The organism is Cellvibrio mixtus subsp. mixtus J3-8 (assembly GCF_000766945.1).
Lineage (GTDB): Bacteria > Pseudomonadota > Gammaproteobacteria > Pseudomonadales > Cellvibrionaceae > Cellvibrio > Cellvibrio mixtus_A.
Genome location: NZ_ALBT01000032.1, coordinates 1 through 13,707, shown reverse-complemented (window position 1 = coordinate 13,707; position 13,707 = coordinate 1). Strand labels below are relative to the sequence as shown.

Annotated in this window: 11 protein-coding genes, 1 other RNA gene and 1 pseudogene; 11 read left to right on the top strand and 2 right to left on the bottom strand. The window is 45.7% G+C overall.

Going from position 1 to position 13,707, the window contains the following annotated elements; all coding sequences use genetic code 11:
* Positions 1 to 15 precede the first annotated feature (15 nt).
* From urtC to A596_RS00015, 11 genes are all read left to right on the top strand, one after another.
* Positions 16 to 1,245, top strand: coding sequence for an urea ABC transporter permease subunit UrtC (gene urtC, locus A596_RS00065; RefSeq protein ID WP_235425574.1), 1,230 nt, complete (start codon positions 16 to 18; stop codon positions 1,243 to 1,245).
* Positions 1,245 to 2,057, top strand: coding sequence for an urea ABC transporter ATP-binding protein UrtD (urtD, locus tag A596_RS00060; RefSeq protein ID WP_039911800.1), 813 nt, complete (start codon positions 1,245 to 1,247; stop codon positions 2,055 to 2,057). Before urtC ends, urtD begins: the two co-directional genes overlap by 1 nt.
* Positions 2,058 to 2,103: 46 nt before the next feature.
* A complete protein-coding gene (gene urtE, locus A596_RS00055) occupies positions 2,104 to 2,799 on the top strand; it encodes an urea ABC transporter ATP-binding subunit UrtE (protein ID WP_039911799.1) in 696 nt (231 codons plus the stop codon).
* A 320-nt stretch (positions 2,800 to 3,119) separates the two neighbouring features.
* Positions 3,120 to 4,598, top strand: coding sequence for an MFS transporter (locus A596_RS00050; RefSeq protein WP_039911798.1), 1,479 nt, complete (start codon positions 3,120 to 3,122; stop codon positions 4,596 to 4,598).
* A gap of 58 nt (positions 4,599 to 4,656) precedes the next feature.
* Positions 4,657 to 5,682, top strand: a complete 1,026-nt coding sequence (locus A596_RS00045) for a glycoside hydrolase family 43 protein (RefSeq protein ID WP_052417068.1) — start codon at positions 4,657 to 4,659, stop codon at positions 5,680 to 5,682.
* 823 nt (positions 5,683 to 6,505) lie between these two features.
* Positions 6,506 to 7,477 carry a hypothetical protein gene (locus tag A596_RS00035; protein ID WP_052417067.1) on the top strand — a complete coding sequence of 324 codons (972 nt, stop codon included), beginning with the start codon at positions 6,506 to 6,508 and terminating at the stop codon, positions 7,475 to 7,477.
* A 38-nt stretch (positions 7,478 to 7,515) separates the two neighbouring features.
* Positions 7,516 to 8,343 (top strand): Hint domain-containing protein, encoded by an 828-nt coding sequence (locus A596_RS00030; protein WP_039911795.1) that lies wholly within the window; start codon positions 7,516 to 7,518, stop codon positions 8,341 to 8,343.
* Positions 8,282 to 9,205, top strand: a complete 924-nt coding sequence (locus tag A596_RS00025) for a hypothetical protein (protein ID WP_152600055.1) — start codon at positions 8,282 to 8,284, stop codon at positions 9,203 to 9,205. The genes A596_RS00030 and A596_RS00025 overlap by 62 nt, the downstream gene beginning before the upstream one ends.
* A 107-nt stretch (positions 9,206 to 9,312) precedes the next feature.
* On the top strand, positions 9,313 to 10,863 hold the full coding sequence (locus A596_RS00020; RefSeq protein ID WP_039911792.1) for a hypothetical protein: 1,551 nt from the start codon (positions 9,313 to 9,315) through the stop codon (positions 10,861 to 10,863).
* 357 nt (positions 10,864 to 11,220) lie between these two features.
* Positions 11,221 to 11,575: a transfer-messenger RNA gene (ssrA, locus tag A596_RS22505) on the top strand.
* A 90-nt stretch (positions 11,576 to 11,665) separates the two neighbouring features.
* Positions 11,666 to 11,992, top strand: a complete 327-nt coding sequence (locus A596_RS00015) for a hypothetical protein (protein WP_152600054.1) — start codon at positions 11,666 to 11,668, stop codon at positions 11,990 to 11,992.
* A gap of 472 nt (positions 11,993 to 12,464) precedes the next feature.
* On the opposite strand, the gene A596_RS00010 is transcribed toward A596_RS00015, so the two are convergent.
* The gene (locus A596_RS00010; RefSeq protein WP_039911788.1) at positions 12,465 to 13,229 is read right to left on the bottom strand and encodes a DNA adenine methylase; all 765 of its coding nucleotides are present in this window, start codon (positions 13,227 to 13,229) and stop codon (positions 12,465 to 12,467) included.
* Positions 13,230 to 13,347: 118 nt separating this feature from the next.
* Positions 13,348 to 13,707 (bottom strand): annotated as a pseudogene (locus A596_RS00005) (phage portal protein); the annotation flags it as partial.

Sequence of the window (13,707 nt, the reverse complement as noted above, 5' to 3'; positions counted from 1 at the left end):
ATGAGAGAGAATTTGATGTTAACCCAACGTTTATTACTCAGTGATCGCGGCGGCATGATTGTGCTGGGCCTTGTGCTAGCGACAATGATACTGGTGCCCATTTGCAATTTGCTGGTGCCGGAAACATCGGCGCTACATATTTCTACGTTTACTGTGACGCTGCTGGGAAAATTTTTGTGTTATGCCCTGCTCGCCCTGTCGGTAGATTTGATTTGGGGCTACTGCGGAATTTTATCGCTCGGCCACGGCGCTTTTTTTGCGCTGGGCGGTTACGCGATGGGCATGTACCTGATGCGGCAAATTGGCCCGCGCGGCCAATACGGTGATCCAATACTGCCCGACTTTATGGTGTTCCTGAACTGGAAAGAATTGCCCTGGTACTGGCAAGGTTTTGATATGTTCTGGTTTGCATTATTGATGATCATTGTCGTACCCGGAATTCTCGCATTTGTTTTCGGCTGGCTCGCATTTCGCTCCCGGGTTACCGGTGTATATTTTTCAATTATCACCCAGGCATTAACTTACGCATTGCTACTCGCATTTTTCCGCAATGAAATGGGCTTTGGCGGCAACAATGGATTGACAGATTTTAAAGATATTTTAGGTTTTCCTATCGCCGCGAGCGGAACGCGTATCTCCTTGTTTTTAGCCTCGGGTTTTATGTTGATACTTGCTTACATTGCCTGCCGTTATATCGTGACCTCGCGCATGGGGAAAGTCATTGTCTCTATTCGCGATGCAGAAACACGCACACGTTTTTGCGGATATAAAGTTGAATCCTACAAATTATGGCTATTTGTTTTCTCTGCAATTCTCGCGGGCATCGCTGGTGCGCTTTATGTTCCGCAAGTAGGGATCATTAATCCCGGCGAATTTTCGCCACTGAATTCCATCGAATTGGTGGTGTGGGTTGCTACCGGTGGCCGCGGCACCTTGTTTGGTGCAATTGTGGGTGCATTCACCGTGAATTACGGCAAAACGGTTTTCACATCTTATTCACCGGAAACCTGGCTGTTTGCATTGGGGGCGTTATTTGTGATCGTAACCCTGGTATTACCGAAAGGTTTGGTAGGTTTGTTTAATCGCACCAAAAAAGCGGCGAGCAAACAGAATCCTGGTAACCCACCACCAGGCAACCCTGCTCCTGCCACCGCCCCATCGGTAACACCAAACATGGGCACATCTACCGAAAATTTTATTTCCGCTGAAACCCCTGTCATCGCTGCCGTCAAGGAGCCCGTTTAATGAATATTTTTTCCCACAAACGCTATTCCATGGGACAAAAAGATCCCAACTTCGGCGCACCATTGGATACCACCCATCGCACTATTTTGTATGTGGAAGGTGTTACTGTCAGCTTCGATGGTTTCCGTGCTTTGAATAATTTGAACTTATATATCGATGAAGGCGAATTGCGTTGCATCATCGGCCCCAACGGCGCCGGTAAAACAACGATGATGGATGTCATCACCGGAAAAACAAAACCCGATGAAGGCAGCGTGTATTTTGGCCAGCAAATTAATTTGCTGGAATTATCCGAGCATCAAATCGCTCGCGGCGGCATTGGCCGTAAATTCCAGAAGCCGACTATCTTTGAAGCCTTAAGCGTTTATGAGAATCTAGAGCTGGCAACCGCTGCTGATAAACGCGTGTGGTGGACCCTGTCACAACAACTTAATAGCGCGCAAAAATATCGTATTGACGAAGTATTGTTACAAATCGGTTTGGCCGAACATCGCTACAAAAATGCCGGCTCACTTTCCCATGGCCAAAAACAATGGCTGGAAATCGGCATGCTATTAATGCAAAACCCGCGCGTACTATTGGTTGACGAACCTGTCGCCGGTATGACTGGTGAAGAAACTGAAAAAACGGCCGAGCTTTTATTATCACTCGCCGGTGAGCATTCAGTCATTGTGGTGGAGCACGATATGAAATTTGTGCGTTCCATTGCGCGCAAGGTTACCGTGTTGCACCAAGGCTCGGTATTAACCGAAGGCACTATGGACCAGGTACAAAACGATCCCAAAGTGATCGAAGTTTATCTCGGGGAATAACACGTATTGATTGGTCACTACCGATTGCAGAGTGAGTAAATAGAAAATGCTGGAAATTAAAAATATCAATCAATATTACGGCCAAAGCCACATCCTGTGGGATCTGTCGCTCAACCTGAAGCAAGGTACGTGTGGTTGCCTGATTGGCCGCAACGGCGTTGGTAAAACGACATTGCTAAAGTGCATTACCGGTTTGCTGCCGGTGCGCGATGGTTCAATCCAGTTGAGCGGTTACGATATTAATAGATTATCCACCGAAAGCCGCGCGCGCGGTGGTATTGGTTTTGTACCGCAAGGCCGCGAAATATTCCCGTTACTTACAGTGGAAGAAAATTTGAAAATTTCACTCAGTGCACGCAAGGATAAATTGCGTTCAATCCCCGGTTTAATTTATGAATTATTTCCGGTGCTGAAAGAAATGAAACACCGGCGCGGTGGTGACTTATCGGGTGGCCAGCAACAACAATTGGCGATTGGCCGCGCGCTGGTATTGGATCCAAAATTATTAATCCTTGATGAGCCCACCGAGGGTATCCAGCCAAACGTAGTGCGCGATATTGGCGAAGTTATTCGCAAACTCAATCGCGAATTGGGTTTGACCGTTTTGCTGGTCGAGCAAAAACTTCCGTTTGCGCGCCGTGTTGCCGATGATTTTTTTATTATGGAAAAAGGTAGCGTGGTTGCCACCGGCCCCATTGCGGATTTAAATGATGGTTTGGTGCAGCGTTATTTAAGTGTGTAACCCACCGCTTGCTACCCACCTGTTCACTGCGTCTCACGGATATGTTATTGGGCCGCGACGTCACCAAACCGCCACAAACAAGCTACGAATACAACCAGCGCCCGTGTTGATTGATAGCTGATGTGACGACGAATCCCTTATAACGCTTCTATCGTACTGATTATCTCCGGTTAAGTTATATACACCTTGACTATAAGGCCCCGTTAGGCGATCCTAACACCGACTTGTACACGAGCACTCGTCCTACCTTTAAGGAAACTGTTTTTCATAGGCTGCTATGCTGATTGAACAACCCCTTACACCGATAAGAAGACTCAAAAATGATTCAACAAAACACGCAAAAACTCTCTGTGGTAGAGAAAGTTGGCTATAGCCTGGGCGACCTGGCAGCCAACCTGATTTTCCAGACCCTGGTTACCTTTCTCGCATTTTTCTATACTGACGTTTATGGCATATCACCCGGCAAAGCCGCAATGATTATGGCTGCGGGTGGTTTATTCGGTGCATTTTTCACGCCGGTGATGGGTATCATCGCGGACCGCACCTCTACCCGCTGGGGAAAATTCCGCCCCTGGTTGCTGTGGACCGCAATTCCGTTCGGTGCTGTTGCATTACTCGCATTCAGCACACCGGATTTTGATGAGAACGGCAAGGTCGTATACGCCTTTGCAACCTACATCGCACTGCTGGTCATCTATGCCGCGAACAACCTGCCCTATTCCGCGTTGAGCGGTGTACTGACCGGCAACATGGCCGAACGCAATAGTTTGTCCGCGTATCGTTTTGTGGCGGTGATGGTGGCGCAATTCATTATCCAGGTGTTGTTGCTGCCGCTAGTATTAATCCTCGGCGATGGCGATAAGGCCGTCGGCTTTCACAATACCATGCTGCTCTTCTCCATCACCGGTACCATTTTCTTTTTGATCGCCTTTATCACCACCAAAGAGCGTATTTTACCGGTCATCGAAGCGCGCAATAGCATCGCGCAAGACCTTTCTGACCTGGCCAAAAACCTGCCGTGGATTGTCATGCTGACCGTTACCATTCTGGTGTTTGTCACACTCGCGCTCAAAGGTGGTATGTATATTTATTATTTTGAAAACTATTTGAACGAAGAGCACCTTGCGCAATTTTTAAATGATATTGGCTTCAACGGGTTTATCGCCGGGCTTAACAGCGTGCTTACCAGCATGGGCCTGTCGGAATTCCAATGGCCGAAAGATGCCCCAACCTCTACGTTCAGTTTATTCAATGGCTCCGGTATTATCATGATGATTGTCGGAATTGGCTTCTCCAAAAAACTCGCCGACAAATTTGGCAAGCGCAATGTCTTCGCCAGTGCCCTTTTCCTCTCAACTATTTTTGTATTTGCGTTCAAATTTTACGATGCCGACAGCATCGGTATCGTGTTCATATCGCAAATCCTGCACGGCTTTTTTTATGGCGTAACTATTCCGCTATTGTGGGCGATGATTGCTGACGTTGCCGATTATTCCGAATGGAAAAACAATCGTCGCGCAACAGCGATGGTGTTCTCCGCAATGATCCTTGGTTTAAAACTGGGCCTGACTATCGGTGGCTCACTGGTTGCCGGTTTACTCGCCCATTACGGTTACGACGCCAGCCTTGCACAACAAAACCCGGAAACAGTTGAAGGGATTAAAACCGGTGTAAGCGTATTTGCATCACTGCCATTCTTTATGGCGGTTGGCTGCATGTTCTTCTATGCGATCAACAAAAAACTGGAAGTGCAAATCGAAGCGGACTTGAATGAACGCCGCAAAGCGGCGGGCAAATAATTCTTACAGAATGGTTATTAAATAGAACGATTATTGATTTGGAAAGTGAGACACTATTATGGCTGCTGAAGAAACCCTGGCTCCCGAAGTCATCGCCGATTTAAAAGCGCGCGCAATTTCCCAACCGTTGGTTGAGCACATTTATACCGCTGATCCATCGGCCCACGTATTTAATGGCAAGATTTATATTTATCCGTCGCACGATATCGAAGCTGGTATTCCGTTCAATGACAATGGCGATCACTTCGGTATGGAGGATTACCACGTAATCTCTCTCGATTCACCGGAAAGCCCCGCAGTTGATAACGGCGTTGCCCTTCACGTAAAAGACGTTCCCTGGGCTCAACGCCAGATGTGGGCGCCGGATGCCGCACACAAAAATGGCAAATATTATTTATATTTCCCGGCAAAACGCGCGGACAATATTTTCCAGATTGGGGTAGCCATTGGTGATTCCCCTATCGGTCCTTTCAAAGCAGAACCCGAAGCAATCAAAGGTAGCTACACCATTGACCCGGCAGTTTTTGAAGATAACGACGGCAATTACTACATGTATTTCGGCGGCATTTGGGGCGGGCAACTACAGAACTATCGCAACAATCAATATGATGCAAATCGCGGCGAACCGGCAGATAACGAGCCGGCACTCGGCCCCATTGTTGCCCGCCTTAATGATGATATGAAAGAGTTCGCCGAAACACCGCGCGAAATTCAAATCCTTGATGAAAACGGCCAGCCATTATTAGCGGGCGATCACGACCGCCGTTTCTTTGAAGCATCCTGGATGCATAAGTACAACGGCAAATATTATTTCTCTTACTCTACCGGCAACACGCACTTTTTGTGCTATGCCACCGGCGATAATCCCTATGGCCCCTTCACTTATCAAGGCCGAATCCTGGAACCGGTTATTGGCTGGACAACCCATCACTCAATCGCCGAATATCAAGGCCAATGGTATTTGTTCTATCACGATTCAGTTTTGTCCAAAGGCATAACTCACTTGCGCTCGATAAAAATGGCGCCGTTAACACATAACGAAGACGGCAGTATTCAAACCATTACCCCTTATCGCGACGAATAAAGCCCGGGGCACTGCCTAAAGCAAGTCGCATCAATTACTACGAAAATACCATATCTGGAAATCCCACCCTGAAAGTGGGATTTTTTATTTACCCACCACACCGCATTTTTACTTTCATCGCATTCCATTCGCCGGAATAAAAATCCTTCCTATAAAAACCATTGACCATTAAAGGCAAATAAATCAGGACAACAATGCCGTACCCACACCTGCCAATCACTTCATACCCCCCCAAAAAAAAGCTAACAAAATTAAAAAATGTTTACTGTCGCGACTCAATTTACTGTCAATACATTTTTAAAAATTAGTCAGCACAATAAATCCGATGTTTACATTGGCATTTAAAGTTATTTACATTTTCGCTTAAGTCGCCTTATGCATCATAAAAATCATAATCATTTTAAAAAAATCATCACCCTGAAAAATTCACACAGAATAAAACATAAAAAAATCAATTACAAAAAAAATAACCATCCGCCAAAAGTACGCCTATTTTTTCATGTAAATAAAGAACGTTATTCCAAACAATTCCAAATTATTAATTTTTGTAAATTTTATTTGAAAAGATAGAAACATTCTCCGCAATAAAATATTTTTAAAAAGTAAGGGAAATTATTAAGGATAAAAAAATGAAGCTACTTATCACCTCATCGCCATCACAGCGCCACCTCGCGCACCTTCATCCATTGAATTATCCCATCCGACGTTAGCGGCGCGCAGCGCAATAATTTTCGCGAATTTCAAATCCAGATTCGTTAGGTATTTATGATTTCCATAAATATTTAATGATTGTTGTACCCTTTAAATTAACCAGGAGAAATCTATGAAGTGGAAATATATGCTATGCGGTTCTTTAGCGGCAGCAAGTACATCTTTGTATGCTGCTGATCAGAATGATGATATTAAACAGCAAGCAATTGCTGCAGGAACGTTTGAAGAAGTGATGCCAGATAACAATCTGCATCGCCGAACCAATGCCAATGCAGGGAGCTTAACCCAGGCGCGATTCAACCAAATCATTGATCAGGTAATAGCGATTTATGATCCGGTAGTTCGCTCGCATGGCGCAAATTTAACGTTCATCAGATCATGGAATAATGAAACCGTTAACGCTCAGGCATACCAGGTTGGCAACAACTGGTATGTGGAAATGTTCGGCGGACTCGCACGCGCCCCGGAAGTTACCGAAGATGGATTTGCCTTAGTGGCTTGCCATGAAATGGGACATCACCTGGCAGGTTTTCCGTTTTATTCCGGTGGCAACTCATGGGCGGCATCAGAGGGACAATCGGATTACTTTGCATCGCAATCCTGCGCCAGTGAATTGTGGCGCAATGCTGACAATTCAGCGTATGCAACCAGAATTCCGACCATTCCAAAAAATGCATGTGATGCAAACTGGCCGGATCAACTCGACCGGGAATTATGTTACCGCGTTGCATTAGCCGGAAAATCACTGGCAGATTTGTTAGCCGCAGGCAACAGAACTACTGTGAGTTTTGCGACTAAAGATAATAATCGGGTGACACAAACTATCGAAGGCCACCCCGGTGCCCAATGCCGTCTCGACACTTACGTAAATGGTGGATTATGTAATGTCGCATTCGATATTTACACCATTCCCGGCGTTGATGCCCCGCTCGGCAGAAATTCTTTATACGCTGAACAAGCCGCTGCATTTTATTCTTGTGAAAGCGTAACAAAAATTTTACGTAGCGGTGTTATCAACAACGCGCCTCGCCCCAGATGTTGGTATAAGCCCCAGCTAACTGACGGCACCACAAACGTTCAATAAATATCTACATCAATTAATCAAATGTTAAGGAACTGAACATGAAAATTTCAACCTTTGTTTTAAGTGTACTATTAGCGCTTGTCACCAATTTTGCGGTTGCCCAAACAGATCCGGGCCGTTTGAAAGACGCAACACTCGCCAGCCGTTGTGCCGCATCCACACTCACCCAGGCCCAATGTGCCCAATATCGCCAAATTGCCTATTACGGTTACACCTCCCCCATTACCGGCGCGACTGTTCCAGGTTGCATAACTTACAACGAATATTTATACGCAGGAGCAAATTCCATTGCACCTATCTGTAGCCAATTTCCTGATGCAGCAGGCAACTATCCGCTGATTGCCGTCTGTACTTGCGGTTGTTTTGCCGAGGGAACAGAAGTTAGCGTATTCGATAAAAACACTGGCGCAAGCCGGATCGCAAATATCGAAAATATCGTTAAGAACCCATTGGCATTCTCAGCAGCCGCAGCGACCGATAACTCAACATTAAGCGCATTGGTTTTTGAAAGCCGCGATATTAAGAAAGTTACTTTTGGTCCGGAAGAAAAACCACTGGTGTTGATCACAACAGAATCAGGAAAACATATAGGCCTCTCTACTGAACACGGAGTGCTATTGTCGAATGGGACTATCGTGAAAGCAAAAACCCTTAACACTGGCGATTTGCTGGTATTGGAAAATGGTACTGCGGACCCTATCGTCGACATAGCTACGGGTGAAAAAGATAAAACCGTGTTCAATTTCCTGACCAATTCAACAACAGAAAATGGCCATCTGATTGTTGCAGAAGGTTTAGTCGTGGGTGACCTGTACTGGCAAAACATTTTGGAATCTGAAATCGCTGAATTCAGAATTCGCCAGTAATAACCGGCTAGTAAAAACGAAAAGAGAGGCGGCGATTAGTCGCCTCTCCTTAACGAAAATCACAGGAATGAACACAATGAAAACCAGAGCATTTTTAATAGCAAGCAGCGTGACCATAATCGCAATTGCGGGTGTATTTTATTTGACGTCACAGGAAAGTATTTCACCGGCCAATCAGGCTGGAACGAAAAGCCCGACCTCGCCCGTCATTGCAGAAAAAACAATGGTTAAAGAAGCTATTCCCGCAGCACCAACGAAAGCCGTGGCCGACCAGGCTCAACAGCCAACAACCGAAACAGCCCCTGTATTCAGCCATAAATCCATAGAGACATTTAAAAAAGAATACCGGCAAATTTTCTTACTCGGCAACAATGTGGATAGGGAAAACAAGCGAAACGAAATCTACGAACAACTCTCGCGTGACCCTGAAATTGTAGATCTTATTAAAAATACTGTCGGCAATTATGAAAGCTCGCAACAATATTTTGGTGATGAACAAGCCCAGGCCCGGGTAGCATCTATAAAAATGCTGAACTATCTCGCCAAACAAGGAAATTATGAACCACTTGAATATGCATTATCACAAACAGCGGTGCGGTTAAAATCCAGCGAATGGGTAAAGGGGGTAGAACATGATTATTCAGATTTAGTGACAAGCTACATCGGAGCCAAAATGGGTAATGACGGCGACAACTATATTGCTGCGAATTTTGACGCAATTGCCCGGCAGGCAGGCGCATCAACGAGATTGTACGATCCGTTTAGAATCGGCCTGGAATTGTCATTATCCCGGGAACTCAGCAAAGAGAATTATTTGACTATCAGTGAAAAGTTAAAGCAATTGCGTGAGCAACATAATTAAAATGCGACACAGAACAACATTCTGCAACGTGTTGGCGCCCTGTGCATTTGACGAAACACCAGTGATGCAGGATTATCCCCGGCAGCAAACCAACAAGGAATCCATACATGTTTAAGTCGTTAACGCATCTGGCTGCCGGGCTGACACTCATTACATTAGCCGGTTGCGGCGGTGATTCCGGCAGCACCAATTCGTCACCCTCAAGCAGATTACCATCCTCAAATATTGCTTCACTACCGAGTAGCGTCGCGACGAGTTCATCGAGTAGTTTTTCTACCGAAACATCAAATTCATCTATTTTTTCCAGCCAGAGCACATCAAGCCAAAACACTTCATCAACAGCACCAATGGCAAAGGCAAAACTGTTAAGTGATATTGCAGATTTGTTAAATAATGAAACCTGTACCGATACCAAACCCTACAGCTGCGAAAAAATCGAGGTTGAATTCGAAGCCCCCGCCCCCAAACCGGGAAATACAAAATATCCCACTGTATTGATCATCGATAACCATATGGCTTCCCTGGCGGTTGCCGCTTACAGGAGCCGCGTACTTGAATTGCTAACAACGGATACAAACATGAATCTGGTGCAATACCGCCCAAAAACAACAATGCCCGTTACCGTGAATAATGTTTTTACTCTCATAAAAAATTATGATGGTTATTTATCAGTACAGGATTTCTCTGCATTTAATACACCTAAAAATATCCAGCTATTCACGATGACGCCCCCGGGAGAAGGCCACGGCTATTACATCGCTACATTTCTGCTGGAACATAACCCCACGGCAAAGTTTGTATTTGTTGAATCGGGATCAGAATCCAAACTCTATGCTCCCGCTGAAACTTGTTCACAATTAACATCTGTGGATGCTACTGAATCCACGCTTGCCATTAACATCATAAGATCCCGGTATGAAAATTTTTTAGCTTCATTAAAAAACACCATTGAGCAATATAATGTTGGTTTTATTAATGCATCCTGGGGATTATCGCGGCCAGTGCTATCTGCAATTATAAAAAACACCTGCGATGCCCAAGCGTCCGAGGAGGTGCTAACGCAAATCCTGGCAATCGATCATCAATTTATAAAATCCTTAGCCTCACACACTTATCACAACGAATCTATCAACCAGATGCAGGAAGTTGCATTAGTGCAAGCTGCCACTTATAGCAAACGGGAACTCACAGAAAATGATCCCGATTACCCGGCAGATTGCGATTCATCAATAAGTAACCGCATTCGGGTAATGGATTTTATGTATGCAGGAGCTGATATTCCGAAAGATGGAAGTTCAGACACCAGCATTTTGGGCAAGCAGCAATTGGACGCGAAAGCATGTGTGGATATTTTTATTCCACTCGGCCAAACACAGGAAAGCGATCCCTTCACCGGATTACCAGGCACCCGGCGTCAGGCAATGAAAACTATTCTCTACGGATTTTTTGAGTTTGACGTTTTCCCACTGATCAGCTCGCCATCATTAGCATCCCCAGTGGTGTTATCCAGCCTTATTAATGCGCAATCAACCAATCAATATTTACAATCACCGCCAGAACTGTACGGTAGTTTTTTAAAGGGCAATATCATTCACGATCCAATACTGCATAACCAATTCGATGTTTTTACCTGGCAATACCGAACCCCTGCATGGTAAACAAAACCGCGCCTTTTGACGGTGGGGCTTGTTAACAAAAGCCGGCAAATACCAGCTTTGCGCAAAAATATATTTTGGAGGCTCTACGAGTTGATTTGGGTGGGCTTGGTGATCAGGTAATCCAAATCGAGATTGGCTTTGGTCAGGTTGCCGCAAATACACTGTAATCTTTTGCAATGGGCGATTAAGTCAACAACTGGTAACGGTAATCGCTTCACCGCACTTGCAACCGGTCAAAAAGCCACCATATTCAATTACAGCGAAAAGCGGTATGACATCGGCTGGTAATAGAGGTAGAATGCCGCCACTCGCTGGCTTGGACACCGCTATCCCCTCAGATAGTACCGTCCAGCGACTGGGGCCGATTTGGATTCGACGCCGGTAACAAAGTCCAAGGTGCATGTCGTGATGACAGCCAATCACGTTAATCCAAAGCTGTACTTGAATAGTCGCAAACGACGATTCTTACGCTTTAGCTGCTTAATGCAGCTAACGGTCTCTGACAAGGTGCCAGTACCGCGCTAGAGCCCGTCATACAGAACTGGATCGCAGCAAAGCATGCCTGGGGCGGCGCTGCTAAAACTCTACAGGATCGCGCTTATCGTCCTGCCTGTTGGGCTGATACAGCGTTAAATCAATAAACGGATCTAAACATGTAGAGCCGAGGATGGAGTGCTGGCGGACGGGGGTTCAAATCCCCCCGGCTCCACCAAAAAACACTTTAAAATCAGTAAGTTAAAGTTTACACATTGTCATTAATTGGGGTTATTTGGGGCTGTTTTGGTTCGGTAATGACAACAGAATGACAACATCAAGGGCTACCGCAAGGTGGCCCTTTTTGGTTTATGGCCATAGCCAAATTAACCAGGCGAAAAACAAAAAGCCCTTGAAAAAACATCTGGGGAGCAGGGCAACTTTTGCCACTTTTCCAAGGCCGGACGTGCGCCATAAAACCCGTGGATTTGTGGGCGCTATTTTTAACTCACTGATTTATATAGGCTTTGCTGTTTCTAACACCCACAATCACCGCCACTTTCCCCAAGCTTTTGCATTTTCCGCCGTGGATGCTTTTTTGATCACCGCCTATCTATATCTATCTATCTTATTGAAAATAAATAAAAAAATATAAATAACCGGTAAAAAGTAATAGATGGTTCAATCCACGCGAAAAACATTTGATCAAAAAATAGCCCACGGTTTTTTATAAATACCCACGCTTTTTTGTGGGCTGTTTTGTGAACAGAAATATCAATAAAAACAAATAGTTAAATAATTAATCTACCCCTATCCACGCATCCACGGCTGCAATCTCCCTGTACCCCTTATCTTTTAAAAACCACTTCACTCGGTAGCCCCTGATTTATTACGCTTTACCTCATGCAACTTTTTGCGAATTTTTGAATAAATCTGAATAATTTTTTGCAGCCTGCTATCACGCATACGGCTCAGATACGGCGCGGCTTTGACCGGGTTGAATATGGTGAATAAAAACCCGCACGTGAAGAGCGCAGGCGGGGCGGGGGCCAGACTGCGCGCAAAAGGTTTGAAGGGGGTTGCTGGAATCGCACCACAGGGGGCATGGCGCGATTTTGGTGCGAGGGCTAGCGGTTGGTGATGATTAGCTCTGAAACGCCTTGCGCGGCTGTTTTAGCGCCGCCAACGGTGTATTTGATCTGAGTGGTGCGGATATCAAAGTGTTTGAATATCGCCCGGATATCGCGGTGGTCGTTGATGCTGATAATCACTTGGCCCTTAGCTGCAGCAGCGAGCTGGGCAAGCTGTTCATATTGCTCAATACCAAAATCAACACCGTATCCCGCTGTTTGCCAGTACGGTGGATCAACATAAAACAACGTCGCCGGGCGATCATAGCGCCGCATGCATTCCTGCCAGTCCAAGCGCTCGATAGTGGTTCGGGCGAGCCGTAGGTGTGCCGCACTCAATTCTTCCTCCAAGCGCAGCAGGTTCAGCCGCGGTGGTGTTGTTGCCGCAGTGCCAAAGCTCTGCCCCACCACCTTCGCACCGAACGCCAATTTTTGAAGATAAAAAAATCGTGCGGCACGCTGAATATCAGTGAGTGTTTCCGGATTCGCTTTCTGTGCCCACAAATAATCCTGCCGACTAACCAATGCCCAGCGGAATTGCCGCAGGAATTCGTCAAGGTGGTGTTTTACCACGCGATATAAATTAACCAGATCACCATGCACATCATTGATTACTTCGACCTTTGCAGGTTCTTTCATAAAAAATAATGCAGCACCGCCACAGAATGGCTCAACATAGGTTGTATGAGGTTTGAACAGAGGGATAATTTCTTTTGCTAGGCGGCGCTTGCCACCCATCCAAGGAAGGATTGGTTTACTCATTTTTTACCTGCATTAGTCACAATTTTTAATTACAATTTGATTGTGATGCGCAGGATTTTTAATCGTAGTCGTGCATTCAAAGCCCCGGTGTTGTTGGTAGCAACACCGGGGATAATTTTTAAAGAGCAGCCGAAGTCAGTTTCTCCAAGCCATATTCATTAAACGCAATGACTTCCTCTCCGACCCGTTCATTAAGTTCCATCATGCGCGCTTGCAGCGGTTCTAATTCATTTGCCACAAAAACCTTCGCCGCTTTCTCAACATCGCCAAAGCCTCCAGTATTGTCGGGAACTATGCCCATCAATTGTGATGGCACACGGTGGCTTGCTAGTTGATCATCGCGGCTGGCGCGTTTGATATTCAGGAACTCATCTTTAGCGGCAACCTCACTCACCGGAATTATTTGAATACCTTCCTTTTTTCCGCCCGGAGCATACATAAATAAATTTTTAAAATTGCCCGGCCCCTTCGACTCCTT